We start from the raw sequence: 22,225 nt of genomic DNA, 5'->3' as shown, positions 1-22,225 counted from the left end.
ACAAAAATACAAAAGTCCATTTTTTCAAAGTCGATTTCATCCTTTGCCCTCTCTTCCAATTACATCAATTACTAGATTCATATCTTTATTAGAGCTCGATTATAAATTCACTTATTTGATTCCATCTCATCAAAAACTGTATCTTCATACTTGTGCTTTTTACCATTTAGGATGTCGTTAACTTTGACTGGCTGGCCAATTGTTGCCGATTCTAGTGCAGCAAATACAACGCCTAATGCTTCTAAGCCTCTTTGAGCACTAGAAATAGGTGTCTTATTTTTAACTATCGCATCCCATAATTCCACATAGGAATGGCCAAATGGATGTTTAATAATATCCGATGCATATTTTTCTATTAACTCTGGTATCAAAATTCTTCTTCCATCATCAAGTGTTACATGCTGTCCCGGACGAAGACATCCTTTATTCCCATAAATCCACACACCTCCGGTTCTTTCACCATGAGCCGATGTGGCACACATCCAATGTCCAAGTCCCCCATTATTAAATTTAAATACAGTAACGGCAGTATCTTCTCCAGTAGGTTTAATTGTCAACTCACCATTACTTAATTCTTTTTCAAAAATTTCTGTATAGGCAAAAACCTCATCAATCGCACCATTAATTTCAGTAAAGAAGTGTGTTCGGTGTACACCATGATCATTAATCCAGCCAGCCCCGGCCTTCCCCTTCATATGCCTCCACGGAGTACCAGCGAAAAATCCTCGATTTAAAGAAACTGTCGCATAATCCATGATTAAAAAAACAGAACCAATTATTCCATCTTTTACAGCATTGACCATCGCAACATTTGCTGCACCTAACACACTTGGTTCTGAAACTGTTAGAACACGATTATACTTTTTGGCATCAGAAATCATTTTCTGACCAAAAGAAGGGGAAATTGCTAACGGTTTTTGCATTTGCACATTTACTCCCGCAGCAAAGCAATCTTCAGCTACTGAATGATGCAAATCATGATTAACCAAAATAGAAACGGCATCTAATTGTTCTATTTCTAACATCACACGATAATCAGAATATACAGCAGGGCGTTTACCTAACCGTTTTTCAACCTCTAAAGCAAAATTTGCCGCTCTTTCAAACTGAATATCACAGACTGCTGACAATTCAAATGTTTCCAGCCCGCTGCTCTTTAACTCCGCTAATCCTTCAACATGTTCAGTTGAAATAACCCCACATCCAATAAAGCCTAATTGCATGAAAAGCCCTCCTATTAAGTGTTTTAAACTCAATTAATGGCTGAAAAAGGGCAGGATCACTCAGGTTGTAATCTGCCCTAACTCAAATATTTCATTTACATTAAATTTGACATAACAATTAACTTCAGCAGTTATCAGAAAAAACAAGACTGGATGTAGTCATTAAAAAATCGAAGCCAATTGAACGATAACTAACGAGGCTAATTTAACTTTCTTATTTGTTGTATATAATTCAATTCCTGTACTTTTAGGATCAGGGAAGATTAAATCCGTGATCACCACTTGGCCATTGTTCGCAAAAATCTCGACGGAGGAACTATCAACAAAAATGTGCAGTTTAAGTAGATTATTCTCTGTCTTTAATGAAGATCCATGCATGCAAGGAAAATATTCGTTAAACTCAGTAACTCCTGAGTTATTACGATTAACAAATAGGAATTCATTTACAGCATCATATCCGATAATGGTTTCCTCAGATTCAGATTTTCGAATTTTAATACCAAATTCTGTTGCTGACTGAAGTTCAAATTCAGCTATAATTTCTGACTGTTCTCCAGAAACGTCAATTGATACATTTTTCCCTGGTTCAATGATGAACTGATCCCATGACCGTTTTTCCCGTCTGATTTTTTCAAGCTCAGTCACCGGAGTTTGAATAAGTCTAACGCCCTCAGAGGTTTCTTTTAATGTTAATTCCCGCGGCAATGTCATCGCACTTCTCCACCCAATGGTCGGTGTTTCATTCGCATATTTCCAATTACTCATCCAGCCAATAAAGATTCGCCGGCCATCTTCATTGGAGATATCTGACCATGTAACACCTGCATAATTATCTCTACCATGGTCAAGCCAAAGTACTGTGTCATCAGGGTTATCATTAGTAAACGAGAAACCGTCAAAGTCACCTATAAAGTACTGTGTTCTTGAACCCTCGACATAAGCAGAATCATTACCAATACTTACAATCATCACCCATTTTTCCGTATCTTCATTTTCATCAACTGATATTTTAAAGATGTCAGGACACTCCCAGACTCCAGCATGGGACCCTGATTGAGCTCCGAATTCACTTGCAAATTCCCATGACTTTAGGTTGTGTGAAGTATAAAACCTTACATGGTCCCCTGCAGCAAGAATCATAATCCATTGATTGGTTTCTTCATGCCAAAATACTTTCGGATCACGAAAATCAATGATTGATTCTTCTGCTAAGACAGGATTTCCTTCATATTTAATCCAAGTACGTCCCTGATCTGTACTATAGGCAAGACTTTGTCTCTGTCTTGGAAGGTCCGAATCCGGGTATTGGTCAGCATGGGTAAAAATCGCAACTAGCCCAGAAGCACCTTGAAAAAAGCCTGTTGAATCATTCCAATCGACCACCACACTGCCAGAAAATATATCACCATGCTCATCAGGTGCCAAGGCGATGGGAAGGTGTTCCCAATGAATTAAATCCTTACTTACAGCATGTCCCCAATGCATGGGACCCCAGGTCGTTCCATAAGGATGATGCTGAAAAAACAAATGGTACTCCCCTGCATAATAGACCATTCCATTTGGATCATTCATCCAGTTGGATTCCGGTGTGAAGTGATACTGCGGACGAAACTTTTCATTCACATTAATTTTGTTCATTATGGTTCAATTCTCCTTTTCACATTAGCACTTGGCTGTCTCTTAGCGCTATAATATCTTCCACTGATGGCATTGCCGGGATCGCCCCTTTTTTCATTGTTACTAAGGCACCCATTGCATTTGCAAATAATACCATTTGTTCTACATCGTCCAAACTCAAATTAGATATCAAACGCTTGTTCTCAAGTATTTGATAAAGGATGCCCGCTAAGAAGGCATCGCCTGCACCTGTTGTATCGATTGACTCCACCTTATACCCGCTGCATTTTCCTACTTTTTCTCCTAGTCGATAAAAGCAGCCTTCAGCCCCCATCGTAACGAAGATTAATTCAGTATGGTATTGATTAAAAATATAAGCCGTTCCCGTATGAGGGTCTTTCGAGCCAGAGATAAATTCAAGCTCTTCTTCAGATAGTTTTAAGACATTGGCATATCGTAAACCTACATTAAACATAGCCTTTGCATAACTCAAATTCTCCCAAAGTTTCACTCTTAAATTAGGATCAAAGGAGATGAGATGACCCTTTTCTTTCGCATAAGTAATCGCCTTTAAAGTGGCAGATGCAGTAGGTTCATGCGTCATTGATATCGTTCCAAAGTGGAAGATACGCGTATGGTTTAATAACTCTAGATCGACTTCTTGCTCCTTTAGCATCCTATCTGCCCCAGGATTACGGTAAAAACTGAAAGAACGATCCCCTTGGTCATCTAGATGAACAAAAGCTAGTGTAGTATTGGACTCATTCGAAAATACAACGCCCTTTGTGTCGATGTTATTCCAACGTAATACTGAATGTAAATAATGGCCAAACTGGTCATTACCTACTTTACCTATAAACGCGGTTTTCTTTCCTAACTTAGCTAGCGCTGCAAGAACATTTGCCGGGGCTCCTCCTGGATTTCTTTCAAACCGAACTTCTCCATTTTCTGAAATCCCTGCCGGTGTAAAATCAATCAATACTTCACCTAATGCTACAACATCATACATATCTCACTCACCTAACTTTCTAGCGGTATGAAAATCTGCTTTTCCATGAAGAAATAAGCCGAACAGAAACGAAATTCTGTTTCGGCTTGTTGGTCACTCTCTTATTTAATAGCTTACTAACTTATTCCCCAGCATTATATTTATCTAAAGCTTTTTGTTTAATATCTAGTAGTTTAGGAAGACCGTTTTTATCTAATTGTTTTAAATAATCGTCCCATTGTTTTTCAATACCGCCTTTTAAGATCCATTCTGCTTTCTTTCTTTCAACATATGGTTTTACCACTGTCTCCAGTTGTGTTAATTGATCTTGATCCTCTTTATCTAAGAAAATCGGAGGATAATTATAGGTTGCTTTCATAGAAGGAACATATATTTTATGCAAGATATCAAGTCTCCAAGCAGCATCATCTGGCATGGTTGTTACTGTTCCATAGTAGCTGTCTAGAACTGCCAAAGGCCCATCAACATTTGTTTTTTGCCTTAAATCCCAAGGTGAAGTGGATCCAAGCGGTAAATGTTTTAAAGAACCATTGCTGGTAAGTTCAAATATATTTTGTTGTTTCTTATCTCCATAAGTACCCCAGTTATTTTGTACAGATTGAATTGGTTCGTATGCCTTATCAATCCATTTTGCCGTTAATTCAAGGTTTTTGTTTGCACTTGTAATAACCATTCTGCCTCTATCAAATCCATAACCATTGGTACGCGCAACATTGACCTGTCCATCCGGTCCTTTTAATGGAGGAAGTGGAACGTAATCTTCATTATTACCAGAAATATTAGCTCGATCCCAAGTAAAGTATAATCCGTAACGGCCGTTCTTCCCCTTTGCCACATACGTATTCCAGTCTTGCGTAAAGGCCTCCTTATCAATTAAACCTTTCTGCTGCAACTGGTGAAGCCATTGAATTCCTTTTTTATAGCCATCTTGGTTTGCTGTATAGACCACTTTCTTATCTTCTGAAACAACATAATGATCATAGTTATCACCTTGGCCAAAAGCTCCTAGAAGCATGGCCGGATCTTCACCACCATGGTTAATCATGAAAGACATCGGGATGACATCATTTTTTCCCTCTGGTTTCTTTTCTTTAAAGGCAATCAGTACCTTTTCTAACTCATCAGTGGTTGTCGGCATTTTCAGTCCTAGCTCATCTAACCATTTCTTATTGATCCAAGGTATGTCGTCTAATGCTTGAATAGCTTCTTTTCCACTTCCGAGTTCCTCAATCCATGGGAAAGAATAGATATGTCCATCTGACGCAGTGATTAATTTCTTATATTCAGGACGTGTATCCAGGACTTTCTTGAAATTTGGCATATCTTTATCAATTAAATCTTCAACAGGAACAATCACTCCTTGTTTGGCATATCGCAAAATATCGTTATCACTTAAGCCCGCGTGAAACACAGCATCCGGCAGGTCGCCGCTGGCAAGTTCCAAATTCCTTTTATCTCCAAATTGTTCCCAAGGATAATTCGTCCAATCAATATGAACATTTGTATCCTTTTCTACTCTTTGCCAGATTAATTTATCATTTGGATCCTTTGGCGCAATTGGGGAGCTTTGTGTTAAAAACTTTAAGGTTACCTTTTTGTCTAATGGAAAATTGATATTTTTCAATTCATACTTTGGTGATGAATTGGCCCCATCTGCCTCTTTTTTCGAACTGGCTGAATTCGAACAACCTGAAGCTAGTAAACTTGTAACCAGTGCTGCTGTTACTAAAAAATTCATTTTATACTTTTTCTTCATAATTCCTTCCCCCCATTTATTAGTTTAAAAATACATTTTTTACCCCTTAATTGAACCCACCATGACTCCTTTTTCAAAGTATTTTTGGAAGAATGGATAGATAATAATAAGCGGCAAACTTGAAATTACAATACTTGAATACTTAACCATTTCCGCCATTTGCTGGAGCTGGGCTGTATTTTGTGCATCCTGAATCATTCCCGGTCTTGGCTGCATTTGAACAAGGATGGATCGAAGAACAATTTGCAAGGGCTGCAAATTCTCACTTTTTAAATAGATCATGGCGTCAAAGTAGGAATTCCACTGTGCCACAAATTGGTATAATACTAAAACGGCAATGATGGGTTTACTTAATGGAAGCAGGATTTTAAAGAAAAACTGGATGTCCGTTGTTCCGTCCACAATCGCTGCTTCCCGTAATTCATTAGGAATGCCTTGAAAGTAGGCTCTTGCTAAAATAATGTTCCATACATTGACCGCACCTGGTAATAGAATGGCCCAAATGGTATCTAGCATATTTAAATTTTTGACTAGCAAATAGGTTGGAATTAATCCCCCGCCAAAAAACATGGTAATAATAAAGAGGGTCATAATCACTTTTCTGCCGACAAAATCCTTCCTCGATAATGGATAAGCCGCGAACAACGTGATCGTAACGGAAATAATCGAAAAAGCAGTCGAATAAAAAAGTGAATTCCGAAAGCCTGTTAATAAGGATCCATCTTTAAACACCCGTGAATATCCCTGGAGTGTCCATTTAGCTGGATTAAGAGTAATCCCACTGTTTAATAATGTAGCTGGGTCTGTAAACGATGCCATAATGACATAAATTAATGGGATTAAAATAGCAAAGACGATTAGTGTCATGATTATCCCATTTGTCGTTAATATCACCTTATCTGCCCTCGTTTGATGTTTGAACATTCCTCTCACCTCCACTCTAGTAGATTTATAGACCTTCTCCTTCGTTTAACCGTTTGACGATTTGATTCACACTGATCAATAAAATGATATTAATCACAGCATTGAAAAGCCCGATGGCCGTTGAGTAACCATAATCGCCCATTTGCAAACCAATTTTATATACATAAGTAGGCAGTATTTCAGATGTTGGAAGGTTCATCGATGTTTGTAATAAATAGGCTTTTTCAAAACCAAGACTCATAATATTTCCAGCAGCTAAAATAAATTGAATCACCATAATCGGTTTAATCGTTGGCAAATCGATATGGAATATTTGTTGTAAAATATTCGCTCCATCTATTTTGGCAGCATCAATGAGGTCTTGGCTGACATTGGAAAGGGCAGCTAAGTAAACCACTGATGCCCATCCGGCAAACTGCCAAATATCACTTATGATATAAATCGACCTGAAGTACCCAGGTTCTGTCATAAAGGAGATATTGTCACCGCCAAAAAAAGAAATTAAACGGTTAATAGGTCCCACCGGAGATAGAAAAATAAAAACAATCCCGACTACAACGACTACTGAAATAAAATTGGGTGCATATAAAATTAATTGAATATTTTTCTTGATTGCCACTCTTTTAATCCGATGAATCATTAGTGCTAGAATTATAGGTACGGGAAAACCAAAGATTAATCCATAGGCACTTAGTTGTAAGGTGTTCTTTAAAAGATTTACAAAATCTGGTGTGCTCATAAACTTCTCAAAATTCTTCAGCCCAATCCATGGACTTCCCATGATTCCTTGCAATGGATTAAAGTCCTTGAAGGCAATAATGGCACCATACATAGGCACGTATTTAAAAATGAGCAGCAGGATCAAGGCCGGAAGAATAAGAAGATATAATTGATAATTATTCTTTATATACTTTAGATTCCTCGAAATCTTTGTGCCCACTTTTGCTTGACTGACCTCGTTTGGACCATTCTCTAGTTTTTGGTATACCTGTTCCACATTAATTCCTCCTCTCTTTGTTAATTGCTTCTGGCTTTACTTTAACAAAGTGGATGAAAGGAATATTTCAATATTTTCGGATAAGAGTGTTTAATATTTTCGGCACTTTGAAATCGTTTACACTTCTACTAAATAAAAAATCCTCTAGTTTTGAACTAGAGGACCACCTTTTATTGGTTCTGTATTTGTTTTAAACTAGCGTTAATCTTCTCCACCGCTTCTTCTGCAGAAGCTCCAACTTCATATCCACCTAGCCCAACTTCTTCAAATAAGGTCTTTATGGCATCACTAATCACAGGGTAAGCCGGGGTAACAGGGCGGTTTTTCGAATATTTTTGTGCCTGTTCCAAAAAGATATTTTTAGGATATTGATTAAATTCAGGAAAGTTTTTAGCAACAGAGTACCTGGCAGGTATATCCCCTGTTTCGTTAACATATTTTTTTATCCCCTCATAACTAGTAACATATTTAATAAACTCCCAAGCTTCCTTTGAGTTTTTTGTTCTGGAAGAGATTCCGAGCGCCCATCCTCCATTGGGAACGACCTGATCCTTTTCTCTTGGCAAAGGGGCAACACCAATATCTTCTCCAAACTTAAGTTTCGAACTATTTTCAAGTTCTTTTAATGTCCAAGATCCTAGAACAGTCATTGCGAGTTTCCCCGATACAAATGGGTCTGGCGGCAATTCAAAAGCGGCAACTTTATCTTTATAATATAAATCTTGATAAAATTGCAGGGCTTTTAACGCTTCTTTTGAATCCAAATACCCGCTTGCTGTTGATCCATCTGGACTTAAGACATCTGCTCCAAACTGCCAAAGGAGAGGCATTTTAAAATAAGCAGGAGACTCCCCATCATTAAAACCCTGAGCTGGATCAATCCCGTAAACTCCCTTATTGAGATTAGTGAGTTTTTTGGCCATCTCCCTCACTTCCTCCCATGTCATTGGTTTATTCGGGTCGCTTGATGGAAAAGGGATACCCGCTTCCTTGAAAAGCCGCTTATTATAAAACAATGCAATACTAGATTCTACGAGTGGAGCCAGATATATGTCCCCCTGAAAACTCATTCCTTTTAACGTCGATTCAGGGATATCCTCAATATGTCCCTCTTTTCTCATATAGGAATCAATCGATAATAATGAGCCAGTATTGGCATAAAGAGCCAGGGTTGGACTGTCAATGGTCAAAACATCAGGAGGGTTTCCAGTGGCAAGCTCCGTTCGCAGTCTTATTTCATAATCACTATACGGGAACGTCTTCATACGAACTTTAATAGAAGGATGAATTGCTTCAAAAGAAGAAACTAATTCTTCATATGCCTTATTTTCTGCTGCGTTTCCGTTATTTCTCCAGAAGGTCAGCACTTTTTTGTTTGTTTCCTTTTGTTTTTTTACATTTTCTGTTTTACTGCTAGAGAATATATCAAAAAAAGTGAGTGCATATAATAAACTACTTATAAGTATGATGACAAAGATAATCCAAGATAACCATTTTTTCATCTGCATTCCCCCCTTCCTGCTAAAAAAATACTTATGAATCTAGTGAATTCCGGAATTCAACAGGGGTTTGTCCAAAATACTTTTTAAAAACGGTACTAAAATATCCCGAGTTAGAAAAGCCAGTTAAATTTGCTACGTCAATGATTTTAAGTTGTTTATCTTTCAGGAACTGCCGGGCCTTCTCTAATCGTAATTGAACAAGATAATCACTAAAATTCTGTCCAACTGTATTTTTAAATGTTTCGGATAAATGTGCACTATTAATATGGAAGAGATCTGATAGCATAGAAAGGGAAATTTCACTTGCATAATGCTGGTTCAAATATTGCTGAACACTAGCTACGATTAGTTTCCCGTTTGAATAACGTGCTACATGTACCTTCTCTATAATTAGCTTCGCTAATTGAAGAAGATGCTCGATTACTTTACTTTGCGAATTGAGCTCCCAAATACTTTGCTGGCAATTCCACATTACCTTTTGAAAATCATTTGTTTCCATATTATATTTTTTTCCGAGTGAGCCTAACAAAAATAACACTCGATTAGCAGCAAATGTAAAGGACATAATCGAGAGGTGTCGATTCCCTTCCAATAATACGTATATATTTTCTTTAAATGCCTCGTAATTGACACTTTCAATTCCATTCGTTAACTTTCTTTCGATCTCTGGTGAAAACTCAAATACTTCCTCTTGTACATTCGATCCATCCAATACTTGTGATTTTGAGCCAAGTTGACTTTGGCTCCAGGCTAGTAAACTAGAGATATAACCTGTCTTAAAATTTGTCATGCCACTAGTCACATTTCCAATACCGACAACCGTTTCTAATTTTAAGAGTTTCTTAACCGTCTGTTGTATTTCCTTTACTAACCTTAAGGGACGATCTCTTTTGTCCATTTCGAGGATCTGTAAAAAGTGGATCATATTGGCGTAACTAGGGTCATAGAAGGAATAGGTTTTGGGATGGCCTTTCGCAATCTCCTTACATAACAGTTGAAAGGGAAGCCAAAGTTCCTTTAATCGATTCGGATTGTCTGACCCTTCTCTAATTTCCACGGTAACAAATTGTACTTCTGTGGTTTCATTAATAAGTTCTGCTAACTGCAATTGACACAATCTTTCTGTTACCATCTTCAACTCTAGCCATTCTTCTTTTACTAGATACAGCAGATATTGCTCCTGAACCTCCTGAAGCTGGGAGTGAACAAGCCTGCGCAATCGGGAGGATTCGGCATTTATCAGCTTTTCCGCTTCCACTTCTTTACGAATCTTACTCAATACTTCTACTAATTCATCCGGAGCAACTGGTTTCAACAGGTAGTCTTTTACCCCTTCTTTCAACGATCCTCTTACATATTCAAAATCAGAATAGCCCGATAAAACAACCACTTTTACGTTTGGGAACTCTTTCTGACAGCATTTTGCTAATTCAATACCATCCATCATTGGCATCCTCATATCCGTAATAACCACATCGATATCCATCATACGGAGTAATTCGAGTGCTTCTACTCCATTGGATGCCTCCCCTGCAATTTGAAACCCTTCTTCTTCCCAATTCACTTTCATTCGTAATCCTTTACGAATTTGAATCTCGTCATCTGTGATGATCACCTTCAACATGTCTATCACCCCGATCAACATTGATACATAATGTAATTCGTGTGCCTGCATTCTTTTCAGATTCAATCGTATACGAGAAATTTGAACCGTAATAAAGTTTCAAACGGCTTATTACATTTCTAAGTCCAATGCTGCTTCCTTTACTCATAAGTACCCTATTACTATCATTCTTCGGTTCAACACTCATTAAATCGGAGATCACTTCTTCAGACATTCCAATCCCTTTATCTTCAATAACAATAAATATGAAATGATTACTTTGTTTGGTTTTAATAAAGATTTCTGCGGATGTCTTTTCTATAAAACTATATTTCACTGCATTCTCGACGAGCGGCTGTAAAATAAATTTAATAATAGGGAGATTCCTTGTCCCTAAATCTTCCTCAATATTAATTATAATCGCTTCTTCATATCTCACCTTTAATATTTCGGTGTAACTGCGGATATACTTTAGCTCTTCTCCCAAATTAACTACATCACTATGGGTATTCAACGAATATCTCATCATTCTGCCTAAGTGAACACTTACATCCATAACCTGTTTATTTTTCCCTTGCACAGCTAATCCACCAATAATTTCAAGAGTATTATTTAAAAAATGAGGATTAATCTGTAATAATAAAGCCTTGTATTCCGCATCTTTTCTGCGTAAATTCGCCTCATATTCGGTTTCAATTAACTTTTTTAGCCGATCAATGGTCTGATTAAAGACGGTTATTAGATAACCAACTTCGTTATTAGCAGATTTTATTGTCGGCATAAAACGTTTGGCTCCGGAAAAATCCCCTTTTTCAATATACCTCATTGCTTTTGCTAGTTTACCCAACGGGCTAACTATATTCGAAGAAATCATGTAAGAAGCTGCAATTGTTATAAAAAACACAATCGCACTACTTAAAAGCAGGTTTCGTTGTAAATGTGTTACTTTAGCGAACAATTCAGACTTGGTCACTTCACTAATTAAAATCCAATCGCCAACTCCCAACTTTTGGTAAAAAACTAAATACTTTTCTCCATGATCTTCCGTTTCAATTAATCCCTTTTGATTTTTATCATCGCTTAATTTAATTAGGGTTTGTTTTAGGACTTTTTTAGGAGTTCGGACCTTACCAGGCAATATATTCTCGCCATTATGATTGATCAAATAGGCATGGCCTTTTTTTCCAATCTTCGTTTTGTTTAATGATGTTTCAAGTAATTCAGAAGGAAAATTCACCTTAATCATCCCATAAGAGACAAATGTATTCATATCAAAGAGGGGTAAAATAAAGCTATTAATATTACCTTGTGTCGGCTGAAATGGGTCAATATGTGACCTAATATATCGCTGCTTATTTTGAGTATAGTCTTGATACCAATCTATTTGATGGATGTTAGGGATATTTCCCCAAATCCCTGTCCCGTCATTCAAGACAACTGATATGGACATCCCATTTGAATTGTTAACCATCATCGATGATAGCAGCATTTTGAGTTGATTTTTCTGTAACAACCTCTGTCCGATAGGTGTATTGGCATTCTCGGTTTCTAGTTTGATCCATTTTTGTGTCGTTTGATTTACGAGTACCTGATTTCCTAAATCTTTCGCTTGAGTTGTAATAGAATCAATAAACAGTGAATATTGGTCCATAGCCTCTACTGTCAATTCCTGAGTCTGTTCCTCAATGATGGATGTAAACCAGCTTGGAATAATAAAGGACAATAGAATTAATGGAATCGTTAATAAGCAAGTAAATACGATAAATAAACGATTACGTAAGGAAAAAAACATATCAGTCCTCCTCAAGGCTTAAGTAAGCCCTTACATCCCTATGCAAATCTATTACTCTATTTATATTATTAATTCAATTTAACATATCCTTTCCCATCCTACCATCGTATTTTTATTGAGCATTCTAGGTCTTAAATGAAAAATAAAAGTGACCCAAAATCTCATTTGGGTCACTGTATTTTACAATGAATATCTGTTTTATGTTTACACTCTTTAACTAATTATTATCTGCTTATTTCTGAATCATATGTAATTCCCTATATTCATTGGGAGTTACACCCTCGACCTTTTTAAATACCTTACGAAAATATTTATCGTCCTGATAACCGATCATATTGGCTATTTCATAAATTTTCAGCTCACTATTTTTCAATAATGCTTTTGCCCGCTCTATACGGATGTTAACGATATAATCAGAAATATTCACATTAAACTCCTGTTTAAACTTCCTCGAAATATATTCCCTGCTTATATAAAAATGCTCTGAAATCTCCTGCAGCTTTACATCCCGGTCAAAATTTGCCTCCAAATATTTCTCTATTTCATATATAACATTACTGTTTTTCTGAACGGTGTTTCGCTTAATTTTTCTTAAAAAAATGGCAATTTCACGAATGGTTCGATCAATATAATCCTGCAGCTGGAAAGCAGCATTTTGATTAAAAAATTGGTCAACACGGTATTCAATATGATCTGAAATCTTTCCTGCAAGATGATAGTGTTCAAACCAACGATTACTAATGACAAGATATTCATTTTCAAGTTGCAGCAGCTGTCCCCACGATAGGTTATTCCCCTCAATGTAATCTTTAGCGATTTTGCCAATCAATTCTTCAAAAGCTCTTATTTCCCCAGTTTGAATAGCTAATTCAATATCAGAAGAATAAACAAATAAATTTTTTAATACAGGCGTTTGCAGGACCTCCTGACTGTAAACCTTGGTTTCTGCATTTTCTAATATATTACTGTTCAACAGAACCTGCTTGGCATGCAGATAGGAACCCATTAACTTGTTTCTTTTCTCTACCTTGATTCCAACAGCAATTGGACAAGCAACACCTATAGTATGAAGGACCGCTTTATAGATTTGTCCTAAAAGCTCTTCTATTTGGGCAAAGTGGTTCCAAAAAATAATCACAATTTCCCCTTTATGAGCGAGATAACGAAAGGCTATTCCACAGTCTTTTTCTTGCAGAATTTCATTTAACACGTTCAAAATCGTAAAATAAGTTAAATCACGATCACCTTGAAAAGCTTCAATCGCCTTTCTATTGATTCGAACCAGTGCAACTTGATACGTTTGTGCTTTAGAAAAACCAAATTCCTCATACAATTCTTCCTTAAGGTTGTCACTGTTAATTAATTGAGTCAGTTTTCGGTCCCGATAAACTGGCTTCATTTCATTCATTAATTGGGTACTGGTTGTCTTACTTTCTCTTTCTTTCTCCTCTTTCCTCCATTCCTTTACCACTTTACCTAACGTTTGGTTTAATATTTCTGGATCAATTGGTTTTAATAAATAGTCCGAACTCCCAAAATGGATGGCTTTCCTCATATAGTGATAATCATCGTATCCAGTCACAACAATGGTTTTACTATTTGGCTGATTTTCTTTTATCCATTCTAACAATTGTGTTCCATCCATTTTAGGCATTTTCATATCTGAAAAAATAATTTCTGGACGAAGGGTTTGAATGAGCTGAATGGCTTCTTCCCCATTTCCTGCCTCATAAATTTCTACAATCCCGTTCAGCTCCCATTCACCGAGTAGCTTAATTCCTTCACGAACATGTTTTTCATCATCAACTATTAAGACTTTCATGGATGTACCACCTCTTTATGAATCACTCTAGGAATGGCTAGCGTAACAACAAAACCGCCCTCTACTCCACTAAAGACATCCATATCTGCCTGTTTACTATAATAAATCTTTAAGCGGTCATAAATATTTTTCAGGCCAATTCCAGAGCTCCTCAGATTTTCACGATTCCCGTTGTGAGACAATTCTCTGCGAAGTTTTTCAAGATTTTCCTCACTAATACCGATTCCATTATCTTTCACACTAATATATAAATAATCGTTAAAAATTCTTGCTTGAACGGTGACTGCTGTTTTTTCTATCTGTTGGTCAAAACCGTGCTTAAAGCAATTTTCTACAATTGGTTGTAAGATCATTTTTGGCACCAATACCTCGTCCACATCTTCTCCAAGGTCAAACTCAAATTCAAGCTGCTCTTCAAATCGTTGCTTCTGCAATTTCAAGTATGCTTTTACATGGTTAATCTCCGCTGAAAATGGGACGATATCATCCTTCATATTCATACTGTATCGCATTATATTTGATAAGGAAGTTAATAACGAATAAACGGGGACCGCTTTCAACTGCAGTGCTAGAGTTCCAATCGACTGAAAGGCATTATATAAGAAATGAGGATTAATTTGCGATTGCAGTACTCTTAACTGCGAAGATTTATTTTCAATTTCTAATTTATATTCCCGCTCAAATAATTCGTTTATTTTTGCAATCATTAGTTTAAAATGCCTTCCAAGCATTCCTATTTCATCCTTTCCTAACGACTCAAAGTCTGCTTCGAAGACACCTTTCTCAACCTTTTTCATATTGGCTATTAAGACCTTTATCGGAGCTGTCAATCGGAAAGAAATGAACATGGTGGCAATTAAAACGATAATCAGTGTAATGATGACAATGATTATATTGGTAAATACGGTCTGTCTTGCCCCTTGATAAAGCACATCATATGGAATTCTTTTAACAATGTACCAATTCTTAAAAGAATCAGAGAACTTTTGGTAGACAATGACGCCTGAAAACTTCTCATCTTTCCATTCTAGACTTTTTTGATCCTTCGGTTCTTTCTTTATTTGTTTATACCATGCCTCTTTATTTTCCTTGCCAATGACGTCTTTTTTTGAGGAGTAAACAACAACACCCTCATCATTCATAATGTATAAGTCTTCAACGCCATCCGTATATAACCTTCCAGCAATATCTCTTATCTTGGAAAGATTTATATCTATAGATACAAAACCTAAAATTTTTTCTAATGGTACATCTCTAATTATGGTATGAAAACTTAATACCTGATTTTTTTCGGATTTAGGAATCACCGATAAATTGTTGTAACTATAAATCTCATGAGGCGGTTCAATGACAGAAAAATCATGTGACCTGCTTAAACGGGCATAGAAGGGATTGGACAAGATACTTTCGTATTTCCCTCTGCCACTGATTCGTGAATGATAATTGGTATAAGAATCTTTTCCTCTATCAATGTAAAGATGCATTTGTTCAACTTCGGGCCGGGAATTAAATGTATAAGCCAGCATTCTCCTTACTTCTTCCTGATTACTACTAAGGTCGTCAGATATTCCAACCCTCATCACCGACATAAATGGTGTATATCGATATAAGACTGTTGACATTTGTGCGACATCCTCTAAGTAGGTACTTAGCTCTTGTTCCCCTTTAACAATTAGATCATGGTTCGTAGAGACAAATCGGTCATTTATTGATTTTGTTGTTTGATAATAGGTAATAGTAATCGCAATTCCAAAAGGGAGTATGATTACAGCCATTAAAGTAACAATTAGTTTTTTTCGGATTCCCCATTGCATATGCTCTTGGGCTAGTCAAATCCTCTTGAACTAGCCTCCCCCCCTTTTCTGTGATCTGAATTCCCCATCATTTTAGCATAAGATGCCTTTGCATAACATGGTGTCTATTTTAATCTGTCCGAATGGACTGTTCAATATTTTCCACCCTACTGGTCAATGTAAGCCGTTTCATATTTTTTGTAAAATCCCTAAAATGTAGTTATGGGAGGTGCCGTCAGTGAATAATCAAAGTGAGCTAGAAAGTGCAGCTTTGCCTGGCAAAAGTAGTGTAAAAATTTCAGAGTCATCTTCTTTAAGTAAAAAGAAGAAGCTAAAGGATGCAGGGTTATTCGCCCTATTTGTTGGTCCAGTATTGTTAGCGTTTACAGTTATTGTCCTAATCCCCTTCTTTACGGGAATTTATTATGCTTTTACAGATTGGAACGGAATAACAGGAGACATCAAATGGGTAGGTCTTGATAACTTTAAATACCTATTTACTGAGGACAAGCAATTTCAGGCATCCTTTATTCTAACAACCAAATATACCGTTGTAGCGATCATTTTAACAAACGTTATTGGTTTTGCTTTAGCCTTACTGGTTACCCAAATGTTAAAAACGAGAAATATTTTACGAACCGTTTTCTTCATGCCTAATATGGTGGGCGGTCTTCTGCTAGGATTTATCTGGCAGTTCATTTTCGTCAAGGGCTTTTCTTCCCTTGGACAGTTAACACATATCCCTTTTTTCCAACTGCCTTGGTTAGGCGATGCTAATACAGCATTCTGGGGAATCGTGATTGTCAGCGTATGGCAAGGAGCAGGCTACATTATGATTATTTATATTGCAGCTTTACAAAATGTTCCTCAAGAATTAATTGAAGCAGCGAAAATTGATGGAGCGAATAGATTTCAAATCCTGCGCCACATCACGATGCCGCTAGTAGCACCAGCTGTAACAATCTGTTTATTTTTAACAACCGCTTCTTCTTTTAAAATCTTTGATGCAAACCTGTCATTAACAAACGGCGGTCCATTTAAATCAACAGAGATGTTAGCATTAAACATTTATACAGAAGCTTTCGTCAACAATCGCTATGGTATTGGTGAAGCAAAGGCACTAATTTTCTTCATTGTTGTGGCAGCTATTACTGTCCTTCAAGTAACGATTTCGAAGAAAAGGGAGGTTGAATCATAATGGGAACCAGGTATACAAGCAAAACATTTATTCTTGAGATTTTCGCTATCCTGCTTGGACTTGTCTTTTTAGTACCATTTTATTATTTGATTTCAAACTCCTTAAAACCATTTGCCGAAATCTTATCAAATACCTCTGCATTACCAAAGGTATTTATGTTAGATAACTATATTAATGCTTTTGAAAAACTAGATTATCTAAGAGTATTTTCAAATTCCTTAATGATTACGGTAATTAGTAATATCGTCCTTGTGGTTTTTTGTTCAATGGCTGCGTATATGCTGGTTAGAACGAAGAAGAAGATCAGCAATATCATTTTTATGACCTTCGTTGCAGCGATGATTATTCCTTTTCAATCTATCATGATTCCGCTTATCAAAACGGCTGGAAATCTTGGAATGTTGAACAGCATCTGGGGACTAGTCGTAATGTACTTAGGATTTGGTTCAGGAATGACCATCTTCTTATATCACGGTTTCATCAAAGGAATACCAGTCGAACTAGAAGAAGCAGCCATTATCGACGGATGTTCTCGATTAGGAGTCTTCTGGAGGATTGTATTTCCATTATTAAAACCTATTACTGTAACCATCGTTATTCTTAACAGCTTATGGATTTGGAATGACTACTTACTACCATCTCTAGTCCTGCAAAATCCTGAGTATAGAACCATCCCATTGGCAACATTCTTCTTCTTTGGCCAATATACAAAACAATGGGACTTAGCATTAGCAGCACTTGTTCTAGGCATTATACCATTGTTAATTTTCTTCTTTGCAATGCAGAGACACATTATTAAAGGGATCACTAGTGGTTCTATTAAGTAAATAGAAAAGCGGAAGCGACCGTTTAGCGGCGTATGGACTGGAGCACTTCGACTGAGATAAAGGAAACACGAAGAGCGGAAGCGATTCGATGTTGACTTATCGTAGGGAGAAGTGGGAAGTACACTAGCCGCTGGGAGCTGGAGCTGGACAACTTTCTCTAGGGTCAACCCCTGCAGTAAGTAAATTACTTACTGCAAGGATATATAAATATAAGTATATATTTTCAGGAGGGAAAACAAATGGCATTCAAAAAATATTCAATCGCAGCGGGGATTCTTTCAGCTTCACTACTTCTAGGAGCTTGCGGCAACAGTGACAGTGCATCTGGAACGAAAAAAGACAGCGGCAGCAAAGATGGAAAAGTAGTCGTTGATATCTTTAATGGTAAGGTCGAAATCGCAGATCAGTTGAAAGCGTTAACAGATAAATATACAAAAGAGCATCCTAATGTAACATTTAATATCGAATCAGTTGGCGGCGGCGCTGACGGTGCTGCAGCCCTTAAAGCAAAATTCGCTTCAAACAAAGCACCTGATATTTTTGGTAATGGTGGATATCAAGAAGCTGTTACATGGAAAGATAAATTCGAAGATCTATCTGACCAGCCTTGGGTAAAAGATGCTTACGAAGATGCTTTAAAACCAATGACAATGGACGGAAAAATCTATGGCCAGCCAGTTAACATGGAAGGTTACGGCTTTGCCTATAACAAGAAATTATTTGAAAAAGCAGGTATTACAGAACTTCCAAAAACTTATTCAGAGTTAGAAGCGGCAGCAAAGAAACTTAAAGCAGCTGGAATCACACCATTCTCTGTTGGTTATGCGGAATGGTGGGTATTAGCAAACCACGGACTTAACGTTCCATTCGCTTACGAGCAAGCAGATAATGAGAATTTCATTAAAGGCTTAAATGAAGGTACAACAAAAATCGCAGGAAACAAATACTTTGAAGACTACTTCAAGCTAGTTGATTTAACAGTGAAGTATGGTAACAAAAATCCGTTAACTACTGACTACAATACAGAAGTAACTCAATTTGCTAACGGTGAAACTGCAATGATTCAACAAGGTAACTGGATTCAGCCAATGCTGGATAAATTAAGTCCAGGAATGGAAGTTGGCTTTATTCCTCTTGCTCTTACAGATGATGCTGCACAAGCAGATAAACTAATGGTTGACGTACCTACTAACTGGGTTGTTTATAACAAAGCACCTGAAGCAGACAAGAAGGCTGCTAAGGATTTCTTAAACTGGATGGTAACTTCTGAAGAAGGTAAAACGGCATTAGTAAAAGATTTTAAATATGTTCCAGCTTTCAAAACAATTGAAGCAAAAGCTGAAGACATTGGACCTCTAGGTGCTGACCTTCAAAAATACTCAAAAGAAGGAAAAACTTATTCTTGGCAGTTCATGAAGTATCCTGATGGCGCTGGACAAGAATTTGGTGCAACCTTACAAGCATATGTTGGCGGCCAAAAATCTAAAGCTGAAGCCATGAAAGCACTTGATGAAACTTGGGCTAAATTAAAGAAATAAGAAAATAAAAAAACAAAGGCTCCTCTCATCATGAGAAGAGCCTTTGTTTTTTTATTCACTGTCCGGACTGTTAACCATGATTCCAGCAACTTGTGTTAAACGTTCATAGAAGGCTAATCCTGCTGGGTTCTGATCCAGTCCGATCTCATGAAAGGCCTCTTTCATACACTGCAGCCAATGCTTGGCCCTTGTTGGGGTAACTTCAAATGGAAGATGCCGGGCTCTCATAGCTGGCGGTCCGAATTCTTGACTATAAAGGGCTGGCCCTCCTAAAAATTGGGGCAGGAACATTCTCTGTTTTCTTTTAATTTCTTCCATGTCCCCTTGGAACAATGGAGCTAATACAGGGTCTGCATAAACACGCGGATAAAAGGCATCTACCAGCTTATCAATCGTCTCTTGTCCGCCTATTTCGCTGTAAAGTGATTTAAAATTGTAATCCATCTATCTCACCATCCACTTTTAAATTTCCCCTATTTAAATAATAATAAAGAAAAAAAGCTTCTTGGTTAGTGATTTAAATCACTTCATTATCGAAAATCTAAAATCATTATGCTGGTCAACTCCTAAGAGGTGCAAACGATGGATAAATCTTGGTTTTATGTTGCTTTAACCTGTTTATTTGAATGGATTTGGGTATATGGCTTTAATACTGCTCACAATTGGTGGCAGTGGGGTTTAGTAATAACCGTCATTTTTTGGGATTATCACATTCTCCCTAAAGCCTGTGCAACTCTTCCAACTGGGACGGTTTATGCTATATTTGCCGGTGTCGGTACGATCGGAACGGTTATAATGGATGTATTCCTTTTCGGAGGAAAGATTGGTTTGTGGGAAGTATTCTTTATGGTCTTCATAGTAATAGGCGTTATTGGGTTAAACCTTTCTGACAATAAGGAAGCAAAAGCGTCTATGAAAGGTGCTGCATAAGATGGGCTGGTTCTTAGTATTTTTAGCAGCTGCAAGCGAGATTACGGGAGCTGTTGGTTTAAAATTATATAGTCAGCAGAAAAACATTCGTAATGGAATTCTTTATATTGGAGGGTTTGGAGCTTCCCTTGCATTTTTATATGGATCGTTCCAATTTCTCCAGCTTAGTATCGCTTATGCGGTTTGGGTCGGGATTGGGACTGCAGGAGCGGTTTTCATCAATATGTTCTTTTTAGGAGAGTCAAAAAGCTCGGGACGAATTTTTAGTGTTGTATTAATTATTATTGGGGTTATCGGGTTAAATGCCTTATCCTAAAAAATCTGCCAGCTGGGTGCTGGCAGATTTTATTTTATCAGTTTAGGATATCTTCAATTCTTTCTAGTTCTTCATTCGTAAATTCGAGGTTGTTTAGTGCCGCAACGTTTTCTTCTATTTGACTCACTTTGCTGGCACCGATCAGAACGGATGTCACTTTGCCTCCACGGAGTACCCATGAAAGGGCCATCTGTGATAGGTTTTGACCACGTTCAACAGCTATTTCATTTAATTTGGAGATTCGCTCCACAACCTGAGGTGTAATCTGTTCCTTCTGCAAGAATTGAGATGCACCTGCAGCACGGGAGTCTGCGGGAATCCCTGTTAAGTATTTGTTTGTCAACAAGCCTTGGGCTAACGGACTAAAGGCAATCGACCCAACCCCATTTTCTTGTAATATATCCTGCAGCCCATCTTCTATCCATCTGTTAAACATGGAATAACTAGGTTGGTGAATAAGTAGCGGAGTACCCAGTTGCTTCAAGATTTTTACGGCTTCTGCCGTTTGTTCCGCACTGTAGTTGGAAATTCCCACATAGAGTGCTTTTCCTTGACGGACAATGGAATCTAAAGCCAGCATGGTCTCCTCAAGCGGAGTGTCAGGGTCTGGACGGTGCGAGTAAAAAATATCTACATAATCAAGTCCCATTCGCTTGAGGCTTTGATCTAAGCTTGAGATTAGATACTTTCTAGAGCCCCATTCTCCGTAAGGACCAGGCCACATATAATAGCCCGCTTTTGTTGATATAACCATTTCATCTCGGTAAGGAGCGAAATCCGTTTTAAGCATGCGGCCAAACATTTCTTCCGCTGAGCCTGCTGGCGGACCATAATTATTGGCCAAATCAAAATGCGTAATTCCTAAATCAAAGGCCCTTCTCAGCATAGCCCGTCCATTTTCATATGAATCGACGCCACCGAAGTTATGCCAAAGACCCAAGGAAACAGCCGGAAGCAATAATCCAGAACGTCCAGTTCGATTGTATTTCATGGTTTCGTAACGATTGTCTGCAGCTAGATAAACCATCGTAATCCCCTCTCTCCTCTTATGTAATGTAAACCCTTTCACTATTATAATAGAGTTGAGTAGATTTTTTAAAGGATTGAGACTTGGAAAAGAAATATTCTTTAACGGGGAAAGAATTGAGTCGAAAAGTGAGAATTTTGTTAGAAAGCCTTGAAGGACAAATTTGCATGATTTATTGAAGTTCTTTGTCCTTCATCCTTCATACCTGAAAGACAGATTATTTAAAACAATTTCTCATAACAATAGTTTAAATTCTGCAATTCTCTTTCTCCGATTTACTTTTGTCTATCTAATTCTAGCTAATTCCTCTAAAAAGGCAGGTCTTCTTTTGCGCTTTTCTCTTAACTCTGT

Annotated in this window: 18 protein-coding genes; 5 read left to right on the top strand and 13 right to left on the bottom strand. The window is 37.4% G+C overall.

From position 1 onward, the window contains the following. Window positions 1-107: 107 nt before the first annotated feature. From CVD27_RS16235 to CVD27_RS16185, 11 genes are all read right to left on the bottom strand, one after another. Window positions 108-1,223, bottom strand: a complete 1,116-nt coding sequence (locus CVD27_RS16235; protein WP_101648938.1) for a Gfo/Idh/MocA family protein — start codon at window positions 1,221-1,223, stop codon at window positions 108-110. 162 nt (window positions 1,224-1,385) lie between these two features. After that, window positions 1,386-2,861, bottom strand: coding sequence for a glycoside hydrolase family 32 protein (locus tag CVD27_RS16230; protein WP_101648937.1), 1,476 nt, complete (start codon window positions 2,859-2,861; stop codon window positions 1,386-1,388). 19 nt (window positions 2,862-2,880) lie between these two features. After that, the gene (locus tag CVD27_RS16225) at window positions 2,881-3,849 is read right to left on the bottom strand and encodes a carbohydrate kinase family protein (RefSeq protein ID WP_101648936.1); all 969 of its coding nucleotides are present in this window, start codon (window positions 3,847-3,849) and stop codon (window positions 2,881-2,883) included. 121 nt (window positions 3,850-3,970) lie between these two features. Next, on the bottom strand, window positions 3,971-5,605 hold the full coding sequence (locus tag CVD27_RS16220) for an ABC transporter substrate-binding protein (protein ID WP_101648935.1): 1,635 nt from the start codon (window positions 5,603-5,605) through the stop codon (window positions 3,971-3,973). A gap of 39 nt (window positions 5,606-5,644) precedes the next feature. Then, window positions 5,645-6,529: a carbohydrate ABC transporter permease gene (locus CVD27_RS16215; RefSeq protein WP_101648934.1), complete on the bottom strand. Its 885-nt coding sequence runs from the start codon at window positions 6,527-6,529 to the stop codon at window positions 5,645-5,647. Between the two features lie 25 nt (window positions 6,530-6,554). Continuing rightward, window positions 6,555-7,457: an ABC transporter permease gene (locus CVD27_RS16210; protein ID WP_257984397.1), complete on the bottom strand. Its 903-nt coding sequence runs from the start codon at window positions 7,455-7,457 to the stop codon at window positions 6,555-6,557. Between the two features lie 239 nt (window positions 7,458-7,696). Beyond that, window positions 7,697-9,028, bottom strand: coding sequence for an ABC transporter substrate-binding protein (locus tag CVD27_RS16205; protein ID WP_101648933.1), 1,332 nt, complete (start codon window positions 9,026-9,028; stop codon window positions 7,697-7,699). Between the two features lie 31 nt (window positions 9,029-9,059). Next, complete coding sequence (locus CVD27_RS16200) at window positions 9,060-10,652, bottom strand: response regulator transcription factor (RefSeq protein WP_257984390.1); 1,593 nt, start codon at window positions 10,650-10,652, stop codon at window positions 9,060-9,062. After that, window positions 10,627-12,423 carry a sensor histidine kinase gene (locus CVD27_RS16195; RefSeq protein WP_101648932.1) on the bottom strand — a complete coding sequence of 599 codons (1,797 nt, stop codon included), beginning with the start codon at window positions 12,421-12,423 and terminating at the stop codon, window positions 10,627-10,629. Before CVD27_RS16195 ends, CVD27_RS16200 begins: the two co-directional genes overlap by 26 nt. Before the next feature lie 232 nt (window positions 12,424-12,655). Continuing rightward, the gene (locus CVD27_RS16190; RefSeq protein WP_101648931.1) at window positions 12,656-14,245 is read right to left on the bottom strand and encodes a response regulator transcription factor; all 1,590 of its coding nucleotides are present in this window, start codon (window positions 14,243-14,245) and stop codon (window positions 12,656-12,658) included. Beyond that, window positions 14,242-16,059: a cache domain-containing sensor histidine kinase gene (locus CVD27_RS16185; protein ID WP_101648930.1), complete on the bottom strand. Its 1,818-nt coding sequence runs from the start codon at window positions 16,057-16,059 to the stop codon at window positions 14,242-14,244. The genes CVD27_RS16190 and CVD27_RS16185 overlap by 4 nt, the downstream gene beginning before the upstream one ends. 217 nt (window positions 16,060-16,276) lie before the next feature. Between CVD27_RS16185 and CVD27_RS16180 the strand changes: the two genes are divergently transcribed. From CVD27_RS16180 to CVD27_RS16170, 3 genes are all read left to right on the top strand, one after another. Next, on the top strand, window positions 16,277-17,236 hold the full coding sequence (locus CVD27_RS16180; protein ID WP_101648929.1) for a carbohydrate ABC transporter permease: 960 nt from the start codon (window positions 16,277-16,279) through the stop codon (window positions 17,234-17,236). After that, the gene (locus CVD27_RS16175; RefSeq protein WP_101648928.1) at window positions 17,236-18,063 is read left to right on the top strand and encodes a carbohydrate ABC transporter permease; all 828 of its coding nucleotides are present in this window, start codon (window positions 17,236-17,238) and stop codon (window positions 18,061-18,063) included. The genes CVD27_RS16180 and CVD27_RS16175 overlap by 1 nt, the downstream gene beginning before the upstream one ends. Before the next feature lie 239 nt (window positions 18,064-18,302). Beyond that, complete coding sequence (locus CVD27_RS16170) at window positions 18,303-19,601, top strand: ABC transporter substrate-binding protein (protein WP_101648927.1); 1,299 nt, start codon at window positions 18,303-18,305, stop codon at window positions 19,599-19,601. 51 nt (window positions 19,602-19,652) lie between these two features. On the opposite strand, the gene CVD27_RS16165 is transcribed toward CVD27_RS16170, so the two are convergent. Next, window positions 19,653-20,045: a globin domain-containing protein gene (locus CVD27_RS16165; protein WP_101648926.1), complete on the bottom strand. Its 393-nt coding sequence runs from the start codon at window positions 20,043-20,045 to the stop codon at window positions 19,653-19,655. 138 nt (window positions 20,046-20,183) lie between these two features. Here CVD27_RS16165 and CVD27_RS16160 point away from each other — a divergent pair, with 138 nt between their 5' ends. Both CVD27_RS16160 and CVD27_RS16155 read left to right on the top strand, forming a co-directional pair. Then, the gene (locus CVD27_RS16160) at window positions 20,184-20,531 is read left to right on the top strand and encodes a DMT family transporter (protein WP_101648925.1); all 348 of its coding nucleotides are present in this window, start codon (window positions 20,184-20,186) and stop codon (window positions 20,529-20,531) included. A gap of 1 nt (window position 20,532) precedes the next feature. Continuing rightward, on the top strand, window positions 20,533-20,847 hold the full coding sequence (locus CVD27_RS16155; RefSeq protein ID WP_101648924.1) for a DMT family transporter: 315 nt from the start codon (window positions 20,533-20,535) through the stop codon (window positions 20,845-20,847). 37 nt (window positions 20,848-20,884) lie between these two features. Here CVD27_RS16155 and mgrA read toward each other — a convergent pair whose 3' ends face one another. Beyond that, window positions 20,885-21,874 (bottom strand): L-glyceraldehyde 3-phosphate reductase, encoded by a 990-nt coding sequence (mgrA, locus tag CVD27_RS16150; RefSeq protein ID WP_101648923.1) that lies wholly within the window; start codon window positions 21,872-21,874, stop codon window positions 20,885-20,887. Between the last annotated feature and the right edge of the window lie 351 nt (window positions 21,875-22,225).

The sequence above is a fragment of the Neobacillus cucumis genome, assembly GCF_002860255.1.
GTDB classification, from domain to species: Bacteria; Bacillota; Bacilli; order Bacillales; family Cytobacillaceae; genus Neobacillus; species Neobacillus cucumis_A.
The sequence above is the reverse complement of the archived record's forward strand: the minus strand, read 5'-3'. Positions and strand labels throughout refer to the sequence as shown.

Bases quoted from the DNA above. Each gene is read 5' to 3' on its own strand.
- CVD27_RS16235 (WP_101648938.1), bottom strand. From the start codon at position 1,223: ATGCAATTAGGCTTTATTGGATGTGGGGTTATTTCAACTGAACATGTT.
- CVD27_RS16230 (WP_101648937.1), bottom strand. From the start codon at position 2,861: ATGAACAAAATTAATGTGAATGAAAAGTTTCGTCCGCAGTATCACTTC.
- CVD27_RS16225 (WP_101648936.1), bottom strand. From the start codon at position 3,849: ATGTATGATGTTGTAGCATTAGGTGAAGTATTGATTGATTTTACACCG.
- CVD27_RS16220 (WP_101648935.1), bottom strand. From the start codon at position 5,605: ATGAAGAAAAAGTATAAAATGAATTTTTTAGTAACAGCAGCACTGGTT.
- CVD27_RS16215 (WP_101648934.1), bottom strand. From the start codon at position 6,529: ATGTTCAAACATCAAACGAGGGCAGATAAGGTGATATTAACGACAAAT.
- CVD27_RS16205 (WP_101648933.1), bottom strand. From the start codon at position 9,028: ATGAAAAAATGGTTATCTTGGATTATCTTTGTCATCATACTTATAAGT.
- CVD27_RS16200 (WP_257984390.1), bottom strand. From the start codon at position 10,652: ATGTTGAAGGTGATCATCACAGATGACGAGATTCAAATTCGTAAAGGA.
- CVD27_RS16195 (WP_101648932.1), bottom strand. From the start codon at position 12,423: ATGTTTTTTTCCTTACGTAATCGTTTATTTATCGTATTTACTTGCTTA.
- CVD27_RS16190 (WP_101648931.1), bottom strand. From the start codon at position 14,245: ATGAAAGTCTTAATAGTTGATGATGAAAAACATGTTCGTGAAGGAATT.
- CVD27_RS16185 (WP_101648930.1), bottom strand. From the start codon at position 16,059: ATGCAATGGGGAATCCGAAAAAAACTAATTGTTACTTTAATGGCTGTA.
- CVD27_RS16175 (WP_101648928.1), top strand. From the start codon at position 17,236: ATGGGAACCAGGTATACAAGCAAAACATTTATTCTTGAGATTTTCGCT.
- CVD27_RS16170 (WP_101648927.1), top strand. From the start codon at position 18,303: ATGGCATTCAAAAAATATTCAATCGCAGCGGGGATTCTTTCAGCTTCA.
- CVD27_RS16165 (WP_101648926.1), bottom strand. From the start codon at position 20,045: ATGGATTACAATTTTAAATCACTTTACAGCGAAATAGGCGGACAAGAG.
- CVD27_RS16160 (WP_101648925.1), top strand. From the start codon at position 20,184: ATGGATAAATCTTGGTTTTATGTTGCTTTAACCTGTTTATTTGAATGG.
- CVD27_RS16155 (WP_101648924.1), top strand. From the start codon at position 20,533: ATGGGCTGGTTCTTAGTATTTTTAGCAGCTGCAAGCGAGATTACGGGA.
- mgrA (WP_101648923.1), bottom strand. From the start codon at position 21,874: ATGGTTTATCTAGCTGCAGACAATCGTTACGAAACCATGAAATACAAT.